Source organism: Streptomyces sp. NPDC000880 (genome assembly GCF_053599675.1).
The window spans coordinates 1-20,723 of the sequence record NZ_JBSFMS010000073.1 but is presented as its reverse complement, the minus strand read 5'-3'; the positions used below and the strand labels follow the sequence as shown (position 1 = coordinate 20,723).

General features: G+C 68.0%; 15 protein-coding genes, 2 pseudogenes and 1 riboswitch. Of the genes and pseudogenes, 2 read left to right on the top strand and 15 right to left on the bottom strand.

Translation table 11 applies throughout. The features are described 5' to 3' along the window. Window positions 1-192 precede the first annotated feature (192 nt). From sbnB to ACWDO5_RS22580, 7 genes and pseudogenes are all read right to left on the bottom strand, one after another. Complete coding sequence (sbnB, locus tag ACWDO5_RS22610; protein WP_450532150.1) at window positions 193-1,263, bottom strand: 2,3-diaminopropionate biosynthesis protein SbnB; 1,071 nt, start codon at window positions 1,261-1,263, stop codon at window positions 193-195. Further along, window positions 1,260-2,264, bottom strand: a complete 1,005-nt coding sequence (locus ACWDO5_RS22605; RefSeq protein WP_450532149.1) for a TauD/TfdA family dioxygenase — start codon at window positions 2,262-2,264, stop codon at window positions 1,260-1,262. Before ACWDO5_RS22605 ends, sbnB begins: the two co-directional genes overlap by 4 nt. Window positions 2,265-2,287: 23 nt before the next feature. Further along, the gene (locus ACWDO5_RS22600) at window positions 2,288-4,888 is read right to left on the bottom strand and encodes a non-ribosomal peptide synthetase (RefSeq protein WP_450532148.1); all 2,601 of its coding nucleotides are present in this window, start codon (window positions 4,886-4,888) and stop codon (window positions 2,288-2,290) included. A gap of 16 nt (window positions 4,889-4,904) precedes the next feature. Beyond that, window positions 4,905-7,436, bottom strand: coding sequence for a Pls/PosA family non-ribosomal peptide synthetase (locus ACWDO5_RS22595; RefSeq protein WP_450532147.1), 2,532 nt, complete (start codon window positions 7,434-7,436; stop codon window positions 4,905-4,907). A 362-nt stretch (window positions 7,437-7,798) separates the two neighbouring features. Beyond that, the gene (locus ACWDO5_RS22590) at window positions 7,799-9,307 is read right to left on the bottom strand and encodes a glutamate synthase subunit beta (protein WP_450532146.1); all 1,509 of its coding nucleotides are present in this window, start codon (window positions 9,305-9,307) and stop codon (window positions 7,799-7,801) included. Window positions 9,308-9,519: 212 nt separating this feature from the next. Beyond that, on the bottom strand, window positions 9,520-10,167 hold the full coding sequence (locus ACWDO5_RS22585; protein ID WP_450532145.1) for a TetR/AcrR family transcriptional regulator: 648 nt from the start codon (window positions 10,165-10,167) through the stop codon (window positions 9,520-9,522). A 5-nt stretch (window positions 10,168-10,172) separates the two neighbouring features. After that, window positions 10,173-10,415 (bottom strand): annotated as a pseudogene (locus ACWDO5_RS22580) (heavy metal translocating P-type ATPase); the annotation flags it as partial. On the opposite strand from ACWDO5_RS22580, the pseudogene ACWDO5_RS22575 reads away from it, so the two are divergent. Next, window positions 10,416-10,633 (top strand): annotated as a pseudogene (locus ACWDO5_RS22575) (hypothetical protein); the annotation flags it as partial. A 7-nt stretch (window positions 10,634-10,640) separates the two neighbouring features. On the opposite strand, the gene ACWDO5_RS22570 reads toward ACWDO5_RS22575, so the two are convergent. From ACWDO5_RS22570 to ACWDO5_RS22535, 8 genes are all read right to left on the bottom strand, one after another. Continuing rightward, on the bottom strand, window positions 10,641-12,119 hold the full coding sequence (locus ACWDO5_RS22570; protein WP_450532144.1) for an NADH-quinone oxidoreductase subunit N: 1,479 nt from the start codon (window positions 12,117-12,119) through the stop codon (window positions 10,641-10,643). Further along, window positions 12,116-13,621: a complex I subunit 4 family protein gene (locus tag ACWDO5_RS22565; RefSeq protein WP_450532143.1), complete on the bottom strand. Its 1,506-nt coding sequence runs from the start codon at window positions 13,619-13,621 to the stop codon at window positions 12,116-12,118. Before ACWDO5_RS22565 ends, ACWDO5_RS22570 begins: the two co-directional genes overlap by 4 nt. 4 nt (window positions 13,622-13,625) lie before the next feature. Continuing rightward, a complete protein-coding gene (locus ACWDO5_RS22560) occupies window positions 13,626-15,473 on the bottom strand; it encodes an NADH-quinone oxidoreductase subunit 5 family protein (RefSeq protein WP_450532142.1) in 1,848 nt (615 codons plus the stop codon). Continuing rightward, entirely contained in the window at window positions 15,470-15,775 is a 306-nt protein-coding gene (locus ACWDO5_RS22555) for an NADH-quinone oxidoreductase subunit NuoK (protein ID WP_450532141.1), read from the bottom strand. The genes ACWDO5_RS22560 and ACWDO5_RS22555 overlap by 4 nt, the downstream gene beginning before the upstream one ends. Continuing rightward, window positions 15,772-16,332, bottom strand: a complete 561-nt coding sequence (locus ACWDO5_RS22550) for an NADH-quinone oxidoreductase subunit J (RefSeq protein ID WP_450532139.1) — start codon at window positions 16,330-16,332, stop codon at window positions 15,772-15,774. The genes ACWDO5_RS22555 and ACWDO5_RS22550 overlap by 4 nt, the downstream gene beginning before the upstream one ends. A gap of 22 nt (window positions 16,333-16,354) precedes the next feature. Then, window positions 16,355-17,260: an NADH-quinone oxidoreductase subunit H gene (locus ACWDO5_RS22545; RefSeq protein WP_450532138.1), complete on the bottom strand. Its 906-nt coding sequence runs from the start codon at window positions 17,258-17,260 to the stop codon at window positions 16,355-16,357. Beyond that, entirely contained in the window at window positions 17,253-18,440 is a 1,188-nt protein-coding gene (locus ACWDO5_RS22540; RefSeq protein ID WP_450532137.1) for a hypothetical protein, read from the bottom strand. Before ACWDO5_RS22540 ends, ACWDO5_RS22545 begins: the two co-directional genes overlap by 8 nt. Window positions 18,441-18,595: 155 nt before the next feature. After that, window positions 18,596-18,952, bottom strand: coding sequence for an NADH-quinone oxidoreductase subunit A (locus ACWDO5_RS22535; protein WP_450532136.1), 357 nt, complete (start codon window positions 18,950-18,952; stop codon window positions 18,596-18,598). Window positions 18,953-19,566: 614 nt separating this feature from the next. Beyond that, a riboswitch (cyclic di-AMP (ydaO/yuaA leader) is annotated at window positions 19,567-19,723 on the top strand. A 4-nt stretch (window positions 19,724-19,727) separates the two neighbouring features. Between ACWDO5_RS22535 and ACWDO5_RS22530 the strand changes: the two genes are divergently transcribed. After that, window positions 19,728-20,564 (top strand): transglycosylase SLT domain-containing protein, encoded by an 837-nt coding sequence (locus ACWDO5_RS22530; protein WP_450532135.1) that lies wholly within the window; start codon window positions 19,728-19,730, stop codon window positions 20,562-20,564. Window positions 20,565-20,723: the final 159 nt, after the last annotated feature.

Here is a 20,723-nt window from a genome sequence, read left to right as displayed (position 1 = left end):
CAGAGCACTTTTGGAACGTCCATCCGACCGTGGGCAGGCTTCTCGCTCTTCCGGGCGGGAGCCTGTGTCCAACCAAGCCAGACGGTGCCCTGCGTCAGCGGTCGCGGTCTCGTACGCCCTGACCTGCGGCGACTTGACCGCTGATCTCTCCTGGGATTAGTCCTGCATAAGCCTCCTGGACTCTCGGCCGGCTCATCCGTACCGGCTCAGCTCGTGAAAGAAGTCGTCGATGACGTGCAATTCTCCGGAGCGGACCACCTCGTCGTAGACGTACTTGCCAACCGCGAGGTCGAGCACCCCGAGGCCGAAGGGCGAGAACACCAGCGGCCGGTCCGCCGGCACCATCACCCGCCCGGCCATCACGTCGTCCAACGTGCCGTGCAGAAAGTCCCGGTTGCCCGTGAGTTGCTCGGCCAGATGCGGCGAGGTGTTGGCCTTGAGGCAGTGCTCGATGTCATCGACGATGTTGGTCGAGGCGAGCACGATCTCCGGCGCGAGGTCGCGCAGCGACACGTGCAGCACCAACGGATTGTGTGCGAACCACGACAGGTCGCTGACGTGCGGCCGACCGGTGACGGTGGCGAAGACCACCAGGTCGCTGAGGCGGATCAACTCCTCGGCGCTGTCGTGCACGGTGATCCGGCCGGCGGTGCCCGACTGCTCCAGGTAACAGCGGAAGCCGGCCGCGCTGTCGGCGGACAGGTCGTGCACGCCGATCTCGTCGAACGACCAACCGGTGCCGGCCAGGAAGGTGTGGATGTAGCGGGCGATCAGGCCCGCCCCGAAGAACCCTACCCGCGTCGGCTGTGGCCGGCCGCGGCTGAGGCATTCGGCCGCCGACGCCGCCGACGCGGCCGTCCTGGTGGCGCTGATGATCGAGCTCTCCAGACAGGCGAACGGGTAGCCGGTGTCATGGTCGTTGAGGATCAGCACGGCCGAGGCCCTTGGGATGCCGGCCGTCACGTTCTCCGGGAAGCTGGAGATCCACTTCAGGCCGTCCACCCGTACCTCCCCGCCGATCGAGGCGGGCAACGCGATGATCCGGGAGGACGGGCGGTCGGGGAAACGGAGGAAGTAGGACGGTGGGTTCACCGAATCACCGGCGCTGTGCAGCCGGTAGGTGGCCTCGACCAACTCCACGATCTCCTTCTCGCGCCCCTGCAGCACGCGTTGAACCTGGGCACCGGAGATCACCGCGAACGGTGGCACAGTGATCGGCTCGGACATTGCGGACTCCGTAGGGGTGGAACGGATGGTGGTCATCCCGCGGTCACTTCGACGGTCGGCGAGCAGTCGGTCAGGCGCACCTCCTCGGCCATCGCGACGAGCACTTCGCGCGGTCCCTCGAAGGGCTCCCTGCTGTGAGCGGTGCGGACGTTGTCGACGAGCATCAGGTCGCCGGCCTGCCACGGCTCGCGTGCGGTGTTGTCCTCGTAGAGCTGGTTGAGCAGTTGCACGACGTCCTCGCCGATCGGGTCGCCTTCGCCGTAGCGGGTATTGAAGGGCAGCCCGTCGGCGCTGTAGACGTCCACCAGGTACTCGCGCACCTCGGGGGCTATGGTCCACTCGTTGAGGAACGCGATCTGGTTGAACCAGCAGCGCCGGCCAGTGACCGGGTGTCGCACCACGGCGCTGCGGCGCTGCCTGGTACGCAGTCCACCGTCGGGCTGCCACTCGAACTCGATCGCGTTGGCACGGCAGTAGCTCTCGACGGCGCCGCGGTCCTCGGTGCCGAACGCCTCGGCCAAGGACGCCCCGATCTCGTCGTTGTAGCTGCGCGTGAGCAGCCAGCCCTCCCGCTCGAACCGCTCGGTCAACTCGGTGGGCAGCGCGTCGAGCACGGTCGGTGAGTCGGCCACCGCGGTGGCCCCGCCCTCGGTGGGCGCAGTGAGGCACGCGAACAGCATCAGGCCGGGGAACTCGAGCCGGTAGCTCAGTTCGTGGTGCATGCACATCGGCTGGTTCGGCGGCCACTGCGATGAGGAGTACACGCCCTCGGAGTAGGTCTGACGGGGGGCGAAGGCCTCCTTCTCGGTCATCGGAGCGGTGGCCAGCTGCTGAAGGACGGCACTGGTCTCGGCCGCGTCGCGCAGCCCCAGGCCACGGACCAGAACCGAACCGTACTCGGCGACGACGGCGCGCAACGCGTCCCGCTGCTCGGCCGCCCAGCTCGCCGCGTCGACGGTTGCCTCGACCCGCAGCATCGGAGGTTTGCCGGGTTTCGACTCCACGTCGAGCAGTGATGTCGGGGTTGAGGACGACATCTCGTTTTCCTTTCAGTCGCGGCTCAGGAAGAAACCGGCCATTCGGCAGCGCGCAGTACTGCCTTGACCGCCCCGGTCGGAGGGTGAGTAGGAAGTAGCGGCCCCTGCGCGCGGTCCGATTCGGACAGTGACTGCGGCAGCCCGGAGCGCCGCTCGGACCTGCCGTCGACCAGCTCGGCCAGATCGGCGAGGACCGGGTGACGGGTGACGTCCTTGAGGGTCACCGCACGGTCCAGGGTGATCGCCAGCTTCACTGCCGACAGCGACGTGCCGCCCCGGTCGAAGAAGTGGTCCCGCCGTCCGATCTGGTTCTGCGGAATGCCGAGTACGTTCGCCCATGCGACCGCCAGCCGCTGTTCGGTGGGCGTATTCGGCGCGCGGTAGTCGTCCTCGACGACGTCGAGCTCCCCGGCGAGCGCCCTCAGCGCCTTCCTGTCGATCTTGCTGTTGGCCGTCAGGGGCAGACTTTCCCGCCAGTGGAAGGCGGACGGGACCATGTACTCGGGCAGTGACGCAGCCAGCCGGTCCAGCAGCACGTCGGCCTCGAGTGGCTGCCGACCGGAGTAGAAGGCCACCAGATGCTTGCTCTGGCCGGCCCGCTCGGCGACCACCACGGCACCGTCGCGGACACCGTGCACCCGCAACAGGGTGTTCTCGATCTCGCCGATCTCGATCCGGAAGCCACGAATCTTGACCTGGGTATCCCGGCGGCCGAGGAACTCCAGCTTGCCATCGGGCTGCCAGCGGCCGTAGTCGCCTCCTCGGTAGAGCCGCCGGCCCTTTCGGTGGGGATCGGCCATGAAGGCCAGCCGGGTGCGCTCGGGGTCGTTGACGTACCCGCGGCCGACGCAGACTCCGGAAAAGACGATCGCACCGGGGGCGCCGAGCGGCACCGGTGACAGGTGCTCGTCGACTACGTAGACGTGCACGTTGTTGACGGGGGGACCGAGCGGGACCCGTTCCCGTTCCGGCACCCGGTCCATGACCTCGTGGTTTGTGTCGTCCGAGGTCTCGGTCAGCCCGTAAGCGTTGACCAGCTTGATCTGGGGCTCGGCCGCAAACCAGCGCTGCGTGAGCTCCTTCTTCAACGCTTCGCCGGTGACCGACACGCACCGCAGGTCCGGCAGCCGGCGGGGGCGCTGCTCCAGAGCGGACAGTACGACTTCGAGGTACGACGGCACGACTTGGAGCGCCGCGACCCGGCAATCAATGATCTTGTCGAGGAACTGTTGGGCGTCCAGGATCACCTCCTGCTCGACCAGCAGGGTCCGCCCACCGACCAGGAGCGCGGAAACCAGTTGCCACAGCGAGATGTCAAAGCACTGAGGTGCGGTCTGGGCGACCACCTGCCCCTCGCCGATCTCCAGGTCGTCGATCTTGGCGTAGAGGTGGTTGAGCATGCCCGCGTGCTCGCACATCGCACCCTTGGGCTCGCCTGTGGAGCCGGAGGTGAAGTAGATGTAGGCCAGCTGGTCCGGCGCGACGCCGACGCCGAGATCACCGTCGGCATGGTCCTCCTCGTAGGCCGCGTCGACGAAGAGCGTCTGGACTCCGGACAGTGAGTCGAGGGCCTGGCCGAGCGTGGTGGTGCTGCCGGGTTCGGTCAGCACGAGCCCGCACTCGGCACGGGAGAGCGTGGCCCTGATGCGCTCGGCCGGGAAATGGGGCTCGATGGGCAGGTACACGCCACCGGCCTTGAAGACCGCGAGGACGGCGGCCATCCAGTCCAGGTTGCGCTCGGTCACCACCGCGACGACACCTTCACGGCGCAGCCCCCGCGCCAACAGGGTTCGTCCCAGCCGGTTGGCACGGACGTTGAGCTCCCGGTAGGTCCACTGCCGGTCGCCGTGCACGGCCGCGACGGCGTCCGGGTGTGCCCTCACCCGCTGTTCGAACAGCTCGTGGAACCGGCGGTCCGGCAGGTCCCGGCGCGGTCCGGCGAGTCCTTCGAGCTGGAACTGGACTTCCTCGGCGGAGAGCAGGCTCTGCCGCCCGTGCTCGGCGTCCGGATCGGCGGCGATCAGTGCGAGTGCGGTGAGGTGATAGCCGGCGATCCTGGCGGCACAGTCCGCGTCGAGCACGTCGGTCCGGTACCGCAGCCGCAGCAGGAGTTGGCCGGCGTGTTGCGAGAATCCCACCCACAGCGCTGTGCCTTCGGCGAGATCGCCGCCGACGCCGGCCGGATCGAACACGGTCTCGAGCGGCGGTTCGGTCAGGCCCAGCTCTTCCTTAAGATCATCGACCGGAAAGTCCTTGTGCGACAGCAGTTCTGACTCGACTTGATGGGTGTTCAGCAGCAGCGTCCGCCACGAATCGGGTTCGGTCGTCAGCCGGCAGGGCAACGGTTGGCCGCCCTCCATGGCGACGTAGCCGGTCGCGACCTCGTGCTCGCCAAACAGCGCGGCGAGTACCTTGGCGTGCGCGGCCAGCAGCACCGAGTCGAGCGGTACCGCCAGGTCCTCCGCCAGCCGGCACAACACTCCCACGACGTCATCCGGGATCGTCGCCTCGTGCTCGGCGACGCCCGTCACCGGATTGAGCGTCCACCGCGGGATCGCGGTGAATCCACCGGCGACCAGTACACCGCGCCAGAACTCCCGGTCGGCTTCCACTCGTACTCCCATCGTCTTCCCCCTTCACTCACCGTCGCCTCGGTGCTGCGGGCTGGTAGTGGGCATCTCGCATCTCCGTGGCCGGGTTTCCTCCCCACCGTGCGTGCTGGGGTATTTCCTCGCCTTTCATGAGAAAGGAGTCGGGGGCGAGCACCGCGCCGTCGCCCACGGCCACGCCGTAGTGGACGTGGGCGCCGACACCGAGCGTGCAGCCGGCGCCGATCGTGCTGCGGTCGGACTTGAAGGTGCCGTCCTCCTGTGAGTGGCACTGGATCTTGCTCCCCACATTGAGAGTGCAGTCGTTCCCGATGGTGATGAGCGTCCGCTCCGTCAAAATGCAGCCGTCGTCGAAGACTCGACGGCCCAGCCGCACACCCAGCAGGCGCCAGATCACGTTCTTGAACGGGGTGCCGTTGAAGACATTGAAGTACTCGACAGGCACCTTCCAGAGGCGCTCGTGCAACCAGAAGTTCGGGTCGTAGATGGAGCACAACTGCGGTCGCAGCGCGCGGAATGCCGCGATGGCACGCTCCACCAGTACGAAGTAGACAGCGGTGAACCCAAGGGCGAGCGCCAGGGACGCAGCGATCATCACCTGCCCGAAAGCGCCGTACAGATCGACGGCCGCGAGGCCGAGCAGCGTGAGACCGAAGAAGTGCAGCCAGCGCACGAACAGGAACAAGCCCATCGTGCGGATGTTGTAGCGGTTCTTTGCGGCGAGGTTGCCGCGCAGCTCGTTTCCGGCCCGGAGATGGTCGAACCGGCTGTCGCGCTCCACCGACCGGGGAATCTCGAAGCACGGCGAGCCGAGCAGGCCCACCCCCTCGCGGACCGGCCCGTCGAGCGGAATCATCACCTTCGTTGCGAGGAGGCAGTTGTCGCCCGTCCTGGCCCCTGAGGGATAGGCGATGTTGTTCCCAAGGAAGTTGTTCGGCCCGATCGATGCTCGGGACACGAGGAAGGAAGTGCTCGAGAAGTCGGCATTGATGATGGAGAGCCCGTCGGCGATCATCGTTCCGCTGCCGACGGAACTCAGGTACGGCGTCTCGTGCTGCACTTCCGTGCCGAAGTTCGACCCGGTCTGCTCAACACGGGACAAGTCGTACCCGAGGCCGCGCAAATAGTGGACGATATAGGAGCTGTCACCGAAGAGCCATTTGAAGAACTTTATGTTGGTCATGCGCGCGATCGCCCGGTGCGCGGAGAAATGGAAGCCGTACAGCGGATAGACCTTGTCCGGCTTGATCAGCAGGTTCAGCAGGCGCGGAATGGTGAACAATGCGGCGAGACCCACGACGGCGAAGCCGAAGAAAAGCACGAGGGAAAGGACCAACGCGTCGATGAAGAGCTCCGGCGACGTGATCCCAACCGTGCCCGGGCCCAGTACGTTGCCCAGCGCCGGGACCTCGGCCAGCAGCATGTACGTGCCCCCGACGGTCAGCGGCACGTACAGGAAGAGCACCTGGAGCACGGTGAGGAGGCCGTAGCCGGCCCGGCGCAGCGTGCCGCAGCGCGCCGGCGCGACCCTCACGTAGTCGAGTTCCGTGCGCTGTGCCGGGGATCCGTGCCACCGCTGGCCGTCCGGGACCGCCTGGCCGCTGTGCAGCGCGGACGAGTGGCCGAGCTGCGCACCGTCGCCCATCGACGTGTCGATGTCGAGCACGGTCTTCTCGCCGATGAACACGTCTCGGCCGAGGGTGACGGGGCCGGTCTGAATACGCCCGGTGTGCGCGCGGTAGCAGAGGAAGAACGTTTCTTTGCGGATCACGGTACCGGCGCCGATCGTGAGCAGGTCGGTGCAGACCGGAACGGTGCGGGAGTGGATCGTGACACCCTTGCCGATCCGCGCGCCGAGTGCCCGCAGATACAGCACGTACAGCGGATTGCCGACGAAGAAGATCATCGGGTTGGCGTGGACCAGCGCCTTGACGGTCCAGAAGCGCAGATAGGTCAGGCCCCAGACTGGGAACTGACGCGGTTCCCAGCGCCCGATGAGGATCCATTTGGCCACGATCGGGAACGTGCACAGGCCGACGAAGCCGACGCCGCCGAAGAGGACCGACCGCAGGTAGATGTCGCTCAGACCTGAGCCGGCGGAGACCCACTCGTAGCCTCGGGCAGTGACGAGTCCGGCGAGGAAGCAATATCCGAGGAAAATCAGGAACTGCAGCGTTCCGCATAGGACGTACCGCAGCGTGCCGGCCGGTGTCACCACCTCGGTCGACGCCGGGACCGGCGACTCGACAGGGGTGGGCGCGGCGTCCGCGAGCGCCGCCGCCAGGCTTCGGATCGTTGGGTTCCGGTAGATGTCCTTCATCGACACTGATGGCAGGTCCGCCCGCTTCCTGACCCGTGCACAGAAGTGGGCCATCACCAACGAGTTGGCGCCGAGGTCATCGAAGTAGTGGCTGTCGACCGACACCCGCTCGACGCACACAACGTCAGCCAGCACCTCGGCGAAGTTCTTCTCGGCCTCGGTCGTCGGGCCGGTGTACCTGCGGTTGGCGACTGCAGATTCATCCGGCCCGGGCGTCAAAACCTCGACAGATTTATCTTCCATGTGAGCCCCTTGATGAAATTTCTCTTTGAGGAAATTTCGAACACGATGGGCCAGTGCGGCCGGCACCCGGTGTCGTCGCGCTCCTCGATGGCCGGAGCGAGCAATCCGGAAGCTACGAGCTCGTAAGCTCTAGTCCGGTCACAAAACCGTCACCTGTAGTCTCCGCCGTCCATGGTCGGGTTGCCACTCGAACTCGATTGGGTACACATACCAAGACCTGGGGGAGCGATAATAGCTATTCGGTTAATGGCGTCAACTGGGCCGATTACCGGTTAAGCATCTCCGAGTACAGAGAGTTGAGGGACGGTCAGGCTTGGACGTACCCCTGCCGGCGTCCCGCACGGGAAGGATCGGCCGGCGGGTCACACTGTCAGGGGCCGGTCCGTGGGGGCTATCGGGGCCGGGAGCACGGTGGAGCCGGTCAGATAGAGGTCGGTGGCCGCCGCTACGGCCCGTCCCTCCGCGATGGCCCACACCACCAGCGATTGGCCGCGTCCCGCGTCGCCGGCGACGAAGACCCCGTCCGTCTTGGTGCGGCCTTTTCGTTCGGACTGTTCCGGCGATGCGGCCGCGAAAGTGGCGTCCCGCGAGAAGTTTCCCCGGTCGTCCAATGTGAGCCCGAGCTGCGTCATCAGACCGGATCCCCGTTCGGGACCGGAGAAGCCGAGGGCGAGCAGGACCAGCTCGGCCGGGATCATCCGCTCGGTGTCCGGCCGCGGCCTTCTGGCCTCGGGTTCCACTTCCGTCAGGCGCAGCGCGCGCACATGGCCGGTCGGGGTCCCTTCGAAGCGGAGGGTGGCGGAGGAGAAGACCCTCGGATCCGCGCCCTCCCGCCCCCGGGCCTCGTCATGGGCATGGGAGATCCGGTAGACCTTCGGATACGTGGGCCAGGGCTCGGCGTCGAGACGGGCGTCGCCCGGCTCCGGGTTGATGTCCAGCTGCACCACGGAGGCCGCACCCTGGCGCAGCGCGGTGCCCAGACAGTCCGACGCGGTGTCCCCGCCTCCGACGATCACCACGTGCTTGCCCTCGGCGGTGACGGGCGGCGAGGCGTAGTCGCCCTCCCTGGTCCGGTTGGCGAGGGTCAGGTAGTCCATGGCCTGATGGATGCCGCACAGCTCACGGCCGGGGACAGGGAGTTCCCGCCGCTCCGTGGCCCCGACAGCGACGACCACCGCGTCGTGACGCCTCCTGAGCTCGGTGGCGTCCAGATCGCTGCCGACCTTCACACCGGTGCGGAACTTCGTGCCCTCCGCCCGCATCTGATCGATACGGCGGTCCAGGTGCCGCTTCTCCATCTTGAACTCGGGGATGCCGTAGCGCAGCAGTCCGCCGATGCGGTCGGCGCGCTCGTAGACGGCGACGGTGTGGCCGATTCGGGTGAGCTGTTGCGCCGCAGCCAGCCCCGCAGGCCCGGAGCCGATGACGGCGACAGTCTTGCCGCTCAGCCGCTGCGGCGGTTGCGGTGGCGCGTACCCGCGCTCCCAGATCTGGTCGGCGATGGCCTGCTCGACGTTCTTGATCGTCACCGGATCGGCATTGATGGCCAGCACGCATGCGTCCTCACATGGCGCCGGGCACAGCCGCCCGGTGAACTCGGGAAAGTTGTTCGTCGCGTGCAGTCGCTCCGCCGCGGCCCGCCAGTCGCCCCGCGCCGCGTACGCGTTCCACTCGGGGATGAGATTCCCCAGCGGGCAGCCGCTGTGGCAGAACGGTATGCCACAGTCCATGCAGCGCCCCGCCTGCTCGGACACGAGCGGAAGCAGCGCCTGCCCCGCGTAGACCTCGTTCCAGTCGCTCAGCCGTTCCTCGACGGGACGCGCTGGGACGGGCCGACGGGGGACCTTGAGAAAGCCGTAGGGGTCGGTCATGCGCCGCCTCCATCGCCCATCCGCGGTGCATTACGACGTTCTCGTCAGCCTACGCCCTCTTTTGTTGCGTTTTGACCTGGTCGGGTGACGCGGGAACGCTGCCACCTCCGACGAGCTTGCGAGCTCCTTTCGGCGGTCCGCCCTTTCGGCGGTCCGCCGGCTCGTCGCGGTCACACTGGCCGGGCTGTCTGCGGCCTGCCGGCCGCGGTCTCCTACGCCTGCCGTGCGCCGTATTGGTTCAGGAACATGTCTATGCCGCTGGTGATGAGGCGGTCGGTGAGGTCGTCGTCGATGTGGGTGCCGTAGGCGCTGAAGACCATGTGCGGAAAGACCAGGAGCGCGGACAGCTGGATGATCGCGGGCTCCAGGTCGGGGATTTCCAGCCGGCCCTGGTCGGCCAGTGTGCGCAGCGCGCCGGCCACGGCGGGGTGGTGGCCTTCGGGGCCGTGGCTCTTCCAGGCCTGGCTGAGCTCGGGGAAGCGGTGTACCTCGGCGGCGACGAGGTTGCGCAGGGCGATGACGTCCTGGTTTGTCCTTACGGCCTGCACCCAGATGCGGGCGGCGTCGATGAGGGCAGCGCGGAGGTCCTCGGCCTCGGCCAGCCCTTCGAGTGCGGTCGATGAAGCGCTGCCGAGGGGCTCGTCGAGTGCGCTCGTGATCACCACGGTGAACAGCGCTTCCTTGCTGCCGAAGTGGTTGTAGACGGTCACCTTGGACACGCCCGCCTCGGCGGCGATGACGTCCATGCCGACACCGAAGCCCTCCCGCAGGAAAAGCTCGCGTGCCGCCCGGACGATGGCCTGCCGTTTGAGTTCGGCGCGGCGGCCGCTGGGGGGCTGCTTGACGCTCTCCACGCTCATGGGCCGATCCTAGCAGTTGAACTGAACTGTACGGTTGAGTTCATGTGTGCTCTACTGATGGTCAGCTCGAAGGCATGGGTCATGCCCGGCATGCCGGCGGTGTCGAAGAACAACGCCCACAGTGACCACAGAAACGCGGCCGAGGTGCCGACCGAGATCAGCGTGTCCATGGTGGCCGCGCCGTGCCGGGCATTGGTGAACGCCGCCCGGTGGAAGGGCCAGGCCGCGTACGTGACCACCGGAGCGGCCCCAACGGCGGACCCGGCGACGGCACCACCAAGCCCGGTCCGGAGATCTCCTTCACCGCCACCGCACCCAGCTCCGGGCGTACCGCCTCTGCCTCGACTTCAAGCACAACGGCACCGTCCGCACCGCAGCCTTCACGGTCCAGGCAGGAACCGCCGCCGACGCTCGCAATGAGGAAGCACCCTCCGCAGGGCACGGGGCTGACAGCCATCAGCACTAGGCGCCATTCACACTGCCCGAAGCAGGAACAACGCAAGGCTGACCGCCGCCTCGGGGGAGGCAGCGATCTGGGCAGCGAGGGGACCGTCGAGAACCGCCAGGACCGGACCCCCGGCCAGGCCGAGCCCGATGGAGACGCTGGCGGCCGTATACGCGACTCCGCGTGCCCCGCGGTCGCCGTCGTGGAGCTTGTCCCCGGTGCCGCGTGACAGGGCGGGCACGATCCAGCGCAGGTAGTAGAAGAGCGAGGCGACCGTGTTCACGGCGGCCAGCACGGCGAGCCAGGCGTAACCGCCGTCGAACGCGGCAGTGAACGCTTCGAGTTTGCCGACGAAGACCGCGGTGGGCGGGGTGCCGACGAGGCCCAGCAGGCAGATGACGAGACTTGCGGCGAGTAGCGGGCGCTGCCGGGCCAGGCCGCGGTAGTCGTCGATGCTCTCGGCTCGGGGGAGGGCGCAGACGACCGCGAACGCGCCGAGATTGGTGACGGCGTACGCGGCTGCGTAGAACAGCAGAGCTTCCTGGGCCAGGTCCGAGAGCCCCGCCACGGCCACCGGCATCAGCAGATAGCCGACCTGACTGATTGTCGAGTATGCCAGCAGACGTTTGACGTCCTGTTGGAAGAAGGCGGCGAGGTTTCCCAGGCTCATGGACGCCGCGGCCACGACGGCGATCAGCGCGGGCCACGGCAGCGTACTGCCGGAGAGGACGACATCGCCGAGGCGGAAGAGTGCCGCCAAGGCGCCGACCTTCGGCAGTGTGGTGAGGAGCGCGGCGACCGGAGGGCTGCTGCCCTGGACTGCGTCGGGGACCCAGAAGTGGGCCGGTACGGCACCGGCCTTGAACAGGACCCCCGCCAGGAGCCCGATGGTTCCGGCGGCGACGAGGGCCTCGGGCGCGTCGCGCAGGGCCATGCCGAGTGCTGGGTAGCCGGTGGAGCGCCCGGTCGCGTACAGGACGGTGACGCCGGTCAGCATGAGTACGCCGAGCAGGGCACCGATCACGTAGTACTTGAGCGCCGCCTCGGTGCCGGGGCCGTCCTTGCGGAACCCGGCGAGCGTATAGGCGGGGATGCTTGCGAGCAGGTACCCGGCGGCGAGTAGCAGCAGATCCTGTGTCCCGGCCATGACCAGGGCCCCGAGCGCGGCGAGTTGGAGCAGAACGTAGAACTCGCTCTCCCGCGGATGGGCGTGAAGCGGTCCGGCGCTGAGGGCGAGTACCAGCAGGGTGCCACCGAGGATCACGATCCGGGAGGTGCTGGTGACCGGATCGACGGCGAACGCCTCGCCGAAGGCTGTCACGGCCGGCCGGCCGGCCGCCACAGCCGAGGCCACGGTCCCGGCCAGCGCAGCGCCGGCCGCCGACAGACCCGTGATCCACTGTCGTCCGCGGGGCAGCCAGGCACCGAGAAGCAGTCCGAGGACCGCTGAGGCCGCGAGCAGGACCTCGGGGAGGATGTCGAGAGGGTTCTCGTTCATTTCGGTCATCGGGCGAGCAGCTCCAGTACGGCCCGGGATGCCGGCTCGATGACGTCGAGCAGGAAGCGCGGTGCCACTCCGAGGACCACGGCCAGTACCAGCAGCGGAACGACGGCGGCGCTCTCATGGGGGCGGATGTCGGGGAACGTACGCGCAGTGCCCGGGGCGTCGGGCAGCCGGAGCGGCCCCATGAAGATCTGCCGCAGCGCTCGGAGGAACAGCCCGGCCGTGAGCAGGATGCCGAGTACGGAGAGTGCGGTGGCCAGCGGCCGTGGGCCGAGGCTTCCGGTGAAGATCTGGAACTCCGCGATGAAGCCGGAAAACCCCGGCAACCCGAGCGAGGCGAAGGCAGCCAAGCCGGTCATGGCAGCGAATGCGGGCGCGGCGGCGGCGACTCCGGAGTAGGCGCCCATGTCGTACGTACGTCCGCGCTCGTAGAGCACACCGGCGAGCAGGAACAGCGCGCCTGTGATCAGCCCGTGGCTGACCATCTGGGTGACCGATCCGGTGACCGCGAGGGAGCGTGCCTGTGCGGAGCCGCCGGCGGTCGCGGCGGCGGCGCCGACCGCGAGCACGATGTAGCCCATGTGGTTCACGGAGGTGTAGGCGATCATCCGTTTGAAGTCGGTCTGCGCGAGGGCGACCAGTGCGCCATGCAGGACCGAGATGACGCCGACGACGACGAGCACCAGGGCGTAGCGGCGCCAGGCGTCCGGGAGCATGGGCATGGCGATGCGCAGAAAGCCGTACGTGCCCATCTTCAGGAGCACTCCGGCGAGGATTGCCGAACCGGCGGCCGGCGCCTCTGTGTGCGCGGGCGGCAGCCAGGTGTGGAAGGGAACGGTGGGGGTTTTGACGGCGAGGCCGACGACGACGGCGAGGAGGACGAGGGCGGCGTAGACGGACCGTCCCGAGAGCGGGTTCTGGGCCGTCAGCTCGACCATGTCGAAGGTGTGCGGGGAGGCGGCCAGATACAGGCCGATGAAGCCGAGCAGCAGAGCGAGAGAGCCGATGAACGTGTAGAGGAAGAACTTCAGCGCCGCACGGGCCGCTTCCCGGTGGCCCCATCCCGCGATGACGAAGTACATCGCCACGATGGACAGGTCGAAGAACACGAAGAACAGGATCAGGTCGAGGGAGACGAACAGCCCGAGACAGGTGGTCTGGAGGAAGAGGAAGAGCGCGGTGAACTCGCGGATCCGGCGGGTCTCCCGCAGCGAGTACAGGGCGCAGGCGAGGAACAGTACGCAGGTCATGGCGAGTAGCGGCAACGACAGGCCGTCGACTCCGACGTGGTAGCCCACACCGGCGCTGGGGATCCAGCGGGCCCGTACCTCGTACTGCATGCCGCCGCCGGACCGGTAGCCGGCCCACAGGGCGATGACAAGCAGGAGTTCGGCTGCGGTCACGGCCACCCAGACGGCACGGAACGCCGACTGTGGGATGCGGAGCGGCAGGCCGAGGAGCAGCAGCGCGAGCGCAGTCGGTGCGAAGACGAGAGCGGTGAGCAAGGGGTCACCTCACGAGGACAAGCACGACAGCGAGGACGGTGAAGGCCGCGACGGCCTGGGCGAGGTACTGGTGCAACTGGCCGGTCTGCGGCCGGCGGGCCCAGCGGGCGAGAGCTCGAGCCGCCGCTGCGACCGCGCCGACCCCTCCGTCGAGTGACCGCTCCACGATGCCGTTCGTCCAACGGGCCAGGCCCAGTGTCCCTTTGGCAGTGCCGTCGACACCGCGGTCGAGAATCCGGTCGTCGAAAGCAGCCGCGGTACGGGCGGTCCACAAGACCGGCGAGACGACGAGAGTGTGCGCGGCACGCTCCAGGCCCAGCCAGTCCAGGCACACTGCCTTCGCCTGGGCCGGCAGGGGGAGCGGGCGGGATCCCCAGGCCCAGGCGGCTGCTGCGGCGACGATCGCGAGAGCGCCGGACACTGCCGGCTCCCAAGCGTGCGGCGCTGGTTGAGCGGAGGCGCCGAGGACGCGCCCCAGCGCATCACGGATCGGCGGGAAGGCTACGGGCGTCAGGGCAAGGCATGCCACGGCGAGCACAGCCAGCGGCGGTACGACACCGCCGGGGATTCTTCGACGGTCATCACCCTGAGCGGCCGGGCGCCATACGAACCACAGGACCTTCGAGCTGTAGACCGCGGACAGCACGGCAGCGGCAAGCCCGGCGGCGTACAACCAGGGATCACGGGCAAGGGCCCCGGCGAGCAGAACGTCCTTCGCGGCCCACAGCGACAGCGGAGGCAGCCCGGCCAGCGAGATGACGCCCAGGGTGCAGATCACGCCCACCGTCCGGTGGTACCGGGCGGCTCCGCGCAGCGCGGGCAGTTGCTGCGCTCCCAGTGCCGTCAGCCAGACGCCCGCCACGAGGAACAGCAGGCTCTTCGCGGCCGCGTGCGCCATGAGTTGCAGCGTTCCTCCGGCGGTGGCGCCGACTCCGGCGGCGAGGACCATGAACCCGATCTGGGCGCAGGTGGACGCGGCGAGCAGTTGCTTGAAATCGGTCTGCGCCACCGCGACCAGCCCAAGAGCGAGGGCGGTCGCGGCACCCGCCCAGGCCACCACATCGCTGCCCCATCCCGAGGTGTCCAACAGAGTCCCGGTCCGCAGCAGCAGATACGCGCCGGCCACGACCATGGCCGCGGAGTGCAGCAGGGCTGAGACCGGGCTGGGGCCCTGCATCGCCCGCGACAACCAGAAACTGAAGGGTAGTTGAGCGGACTTGCCGAGCGCGGCCGCGACGATGCCTGTCGTGATGACCGACAGCCACGGCTCCCCGGTGCGGGCCAGGCCGTCGAGCGTGAGGGCGTCGGCATGGCCGCTTGCGAGTGCCGCGCCCGCGGCCAGGTAGAGGCCCAGATCGGCGGTACGCGTGGTCAGGAACGCGGTGTTGGCGGCAGCGGTACGCTCCGGCTCCCGCCACCAGTAGCCGATCAGCGCCCAGGAGGTCGCGCCCATCATTTCCCAGCCCATGAGCAGAATGGGCAGGGTGACGGCGGTGACCGTGACCAACATGCTGCCGGCGAAAAGCAGCATCAGTCCGAAGAACCGGGCGCGTGCCTCTTCGGCGCCGAACTCCACCGCGCTGATGAGCACAACGGCCAACGTGACCGCGGTGACCGTGACGACCAGGATCCCGGACAGTCCGTCCACCCCGAGCCGTAACGGGAGTTGCTCCAGCAAGGGTGCCTCGACGACCGGATGCCGCAGTGCGGCCGCAACAGCAAGGCCGAGGGCCGAGACGGCGACACCGACAGCCACGGCCGGCGCCACCAGGTTCCCGGCCGGCCCGGTCAGCGCGAGCAACGCACCCGCGGCCAACGGCAGGGCGATGAGTGCCCACAACAGGGCGTTCACTCCTTCAACTCCGCCGCCATGTCGGTCATGTCGATCTCACGGGACCGGAAGAGGGCGGTGACCACGGCGAACCCCATCGCCATCTCCAGAGCCATCGCCGTGATGGCGACCACGACCAGCACCTGCCCCTCGGCCGCTGTCGGTGCGATGTAGCGCCAGGCCGAAGCGGCCGCGAGGATCACCCCGCCCAGCATCAGCTCCAGGCCCATCATCAGCATCACGATCGACTGCTGGGTCAGAGCCCCGAACAGACCGATGCAGAACAGCGCGGCGGCAAGGAGCAGGAACAGTTCCAGACTCACCGGCCGACACCGCCCCGTACCGGATCGTCGGCTTGCTGAGCCCGCAGATCGTCGCCGAAGCGGTCATAGCGGCCACGCCGGGTCGCCAGTACCACCGTGGCGACGATCGTCGCGAACAGAGCCATGCCCAGCGTCATCATCGTGAGCATCTGTGGCCCCATCAGGGAGAGGCCGAGGTCCTTGGTCGGGTCCGGCGGCGGCTTGCCTTGCCGGGCAGGCCAGGGTGCGAGCAGGACACCGGAGGCCAGCAGCACGAAGGCAATGCCACAGATGACCGCAGCGCCCTTCTTGTTGTGCACCATCGTCATCGGCATGAGCCCGGCCGGGTTCATCATGAACATGATCATGAAGACCGCCATGATGGCCATCTCGATGGTCATCATCAGCACGGTGACGATGCCCAGATAGTCCAGGCCGAGCAGCAGGATCTCTCCTCCCACGCACAGCAGCGAGGCCAGCAGCGAGAACGTCGCGCGGGCCATGGAGTCGAACCGGAAGACCATGACACCGCTGCCCACGGCGAGGACGGCCGGCAGCCAGAAGGCGACGTCACTCATCGCGCAGGGCACCTCCCTTCTGTCATCGGTTCAGCACCACCACAGCAACTGCCAGGGCCTGCGCCACGGCCAGTGGCGTCAGCACGACCCACGCCAGCTCCACATAGCGGTCCATCCGCACGGTCGGAACTCTCCGCCGCGCCCAGACCAGAAAGGCCAGCACAGCGGCCGTCTTCAGTAGCGTCCAGGCCCAGCCGGGCAGCAGCGGGCCGTGACCGCCGCCCAGGAAGAGCGGCACGCTGAACGCTGCCGCCACCACGAACAAGAGCCGGCGCCCGCCCAAGAACACGATCCGGTCCACGCCCGACAGTTCGGCCGCCGCTCCTCCTGCCACGTCCCATCCGGCCGGCTGGTCGAACGGGCCCCAGAAGGACATCGCCAGCGCGCTGAGCAGGTAGATCCCGAACGCGGCCGGCATCCAGACCACGAACCACAATCCGGCCTGGGCGTCGACGACTTCGCCCACCCGCAGAGATCCGGCCCCGAGCGCGGCGGTGGTGATCGCCAGCATGTGCGGTAGTTCGTACGCCAGTCCTTGAGCCAGAAACCGATAGCCGCCGATCAGCGAGAGTGTCGAATTCGGGCCCCAGCCGGTCAGCCACACCGCCGCCCAGGTAAGTGCCTCCATCGCGTTGAACCAGACGATCCCGTCCGGGAGATCGCTCACCGAACGGAAACCGAGCGGCAGGACGACCGCGGCCAGGACGGCCGCCACCGGAAGCAGCGTGGTCCCCAGCCGAGTCAGCGGTACATCGGCCGCGCGTGTGCGGCGGGGTTGCTGCACGAGCAGTCGCAGCACCTCACGGCCGGGCCCCGCCGCCCGGGCTCCCGCCGCGAGCATGGCGTCGAAGGAGGCGACCGCCCAGGCCGCACCGACCAGGACCGGGGGCAGTACGAGTACGGCCCACAGCGGAGTCGAATCAGTCATCGGGCCCCCGCGCAGGTCGGGGCGTCCAGGTGAACTCGTCGAGGTCGGGGTCGAGGCTCGCGACGATGAGCCGCGCACAGGCGAACTCAGCGCCCACCAACAGACCCGGCAGTACGTCCAGCAGCGCCTGGGACGGAGGCTTCAGGGCGTCGATTCTTCCCCGCGGGCCGGTCAGGGCGGTTGCTCTGAGTGTGCCAGGGTCGTCGCAGTCACCCGCGCTGCGTGCGATCTCGGCCAGCCAGACGAGCATCCTGCTGTGTACATCTCCGTCGGCCAGCAGCGCAGGACCGGTCACACCAAAGTGGTGCGCATGCTCGCTGGGCAGTACGCCGAGTCCTGTCGTCAGCCACCGCAGCGTCCGCGACCGGCGGATGCGCCGGATGAAGGGGCTTAAGAACGAGTGGAGTTCGATGGCTGCGACACCGGCCAGCGCACGGTCGCGTCCGTGCCGCGCGCCGGCTGCCGCGTCGTCCCACCCGGCCACGGCGAGGTACCGGCCGAGGCTGTCCAGATGCGCCGCACACAACCGTCGCGCCGAGTCACCGCGGGTCACGCCCTCGCCGACCGATGCACGCAGCCATGGTTCGTTCCAGAAGGGCGGACGAGAGGAGGCGGGGGCGGCGATCTGTTCGACGGCGGCCCGCTGCACGACATCGCCTTGGAGTTCCAGCCGCAGAACGAGCCCCGCGGGCCAGTCGGGCAGCACCGGCCCGAGAGGTACATGCAGCCGGTCGAGCCGCAACCCGTCCCGGTCGTCCGCCCGGTCGGCCATGGGCAGCCCGGCCACGACGGCCATGTCATGGCCGCCGTGCATGCCGTGCACGGCATGCACGTTGTGGCCATCGTGCGCCGCGTGTTCGTCATGCCCGCCCGCCGCGCCACCGTTGGTGTGTCCGCCGCCGTGCGAGTCGTGGTCGCCATGTGCAGACGGACCGGATTCCGACGCAGGTCCCGGGCTTTCGTGCTGCCCGTGCTGTTCGCCATGATGGTCGCTGCCGTGGGTCTCCTTGCGCTGTCCGGCGTCCTGCTGGTGCGGCCTGGTGGCGAGGGCGGCATGTCCCCGGTCAAGGGCGTCGGCGGCCTGGTCCACCTCCGAGATGGTCACGCGGGCCTTGGGCGCCGGAATGCCGAGCCACAGCCGCTCGGCCAAATCGTCCTCTGCGATTACGGGTTCGCCCACGCGCACGAGCAGATCCGCGGAGGCCGGTGCTGCGACGCAAGGCCAGCCACGGCGCTGCAGCTCCGCCTCGACGAACAGCCGCTCTCGAGCAGCCCCCGGGGACACCGCCAGCAGGACACTCGGCCGCACTGTGGCCGCCCGGAGAAGCCGGTTCCTCAACTCCACCTGAACGCCCCCTCACGCCAGGCGTAACCCACCCCCGCGAGAAGCACTCCGAGAAAGAGAAACATCTCTACGACCGCACTGGTGCCGACGTCGGAGACGACCGTCGTCCACGGGTACATGAAGAGCATTTCCATGTCGAAGGCGAGAAAGATCATCGTGACGGGATACCAGCGCACATGGAACCGCGAGAGCGGATGCTCTCGTGGCTCGAGTCCTCCGCTGAACGGGCCGGTGTACAGGGGCTCACGGACGGCTCGAGCGGCGACTGCGACAGCGTGGAGCAGAGCGACCGCCGCCACGACCAGCACGAGCAGGATGAAGACCGGTTGCCAGTCGGAAGATCCCATGCGCCCCCTTCACGGCGGTTGGGTCGCAGTACGACCACCGGGACGCAGCATCTCAGCCGCTTCCGTCGGGCGGAGTGCGCGACACCATGGTGACCGACATTTCCGATACCGCCGTCCCTGGGTGCCGTGCAGGGCGCGAAGTGCAGACGGCGGCCGCGACGGCTCATCTGCGGGCGAGACTGCGGTGCTGGGGTGAGGGCACCTGCGCGGCCTGAGTGGGTGACCGCTAGGGCGCGACCTGGTCCAGGGGCGCTCCAGCGGCGTAGCTTACGTCCAAATATGCCCAATATGAGTGGTTTATCTGCATAGCGCATGATGCCTGCATTGCTGGCACTCGTGCGACTTGTCGTTCTCTCATGCGGTGTCGCAGAGCAGACCGTTCCGTGTCGTAACCAGTGATTTCGGTCACCTCCGCAGCGGTGTGCGCAATGCCGCCGGGGCCCAGTTCCGGTCTGTAGAAAGAAAGTTGAGTTTCCCACTCAGGGGTGGGTGACGGGACTTTCCCCCGCCGAACTGCCACGCGGATTCTGCTGAGGAATTCAGGACTTGTTCCGCCCGGTCGATTTCGCTTACGGTCACCGCAATCCGGATGGACCGCCGAATCCTGCCGCCGTCCGGCAACCGCACCCACTCACGTACGGCAGGAGCGGGGGACCCAGGTAAGCCGCCGATCCGGAATCCGGAACGGCTCGGGGTGAAGTCGCATTCACTGCGGCCGGGCATCTCCAGTCCGAACCCGACAGCTCACCTCGCAGGCGACGGAGAGGAATTCGTTATGCCCGCAAAGGGTAAGCACCGTCGTCCCAAGTCCAGTCCCTTCACTCGAGGTTTCGTCGCCGTGGGCATTGGCAGCGCCGCACTCGCCCTCCCGATGCTCGGCGCAACCGCTGCCGACGCGGCGCAGAAACCGGCGCAGTCCGTCACTGCCCAAAAAGCTGTGGCACCCGCCATAGCCGTCGGCGCGCCTTTCGCCGCGCAGAAGGCCGGACCCGTGACGTATTCCGTGGTTGCCGGTGACACTCTTTCCAAGATCGCGGAAAAGCACTCTCTGAGCGGCGGCTGGAAGAAGCTGTACCAGGACAACCGGAAGGCCATCGGTGCCGACCCGTCGCTGATTCATCCCGGCCTCAAGCTGACGATCGGTACGAAGGCCAAGGCGCAGGCTCCGGCCAAGCCCGACTCTTCGGCGGGCACCAAGGCATCTTCCGCGTCCGATCGGGCCAACCGCTCCGAGCGGAAGACCACACCGCCCAGCCAGAGCAGCGCCCCCGCACCGAAGCCGGCAACCTACTCCAACGATCTCGACGGCTGGATCAAGGAGTCGCTGGCCGTCATGGCCCAGCACGGCATACCCGGCACCTACGACGGCATCCACCGCAACATCATGCGCGAGTCCTCGGGCAACCCGCTGGCCATCAACAACTGGGACTCCAACGCTGCGGCCGGCACGCCGTCCAAGGGGCTCCTCCAGGTCATCGAGCCAACGTTCCTGGCCTATCACGTGCCTGGTACGTCGATGGACAGTTATGACCCGGTCGCCAACATCACCGCTGCGTGCAACTACGCTGCCGACAGGTACGGCTCGATCGACAATGTGAACGGACCCTACTGACCTGAAGTCGTCTCGTTCCGCACCTGGTCGGGCCGGTCCGGACGCGACCGGCATGCCACGTGCGCGCGCCCTGTGTTTACGATGGGGGCGATGTCACGCACCCACCTCGGTCCACGACAGCAAGGAGCAGCTGGACGCCGAAGGGATGGTCTGGGAGCC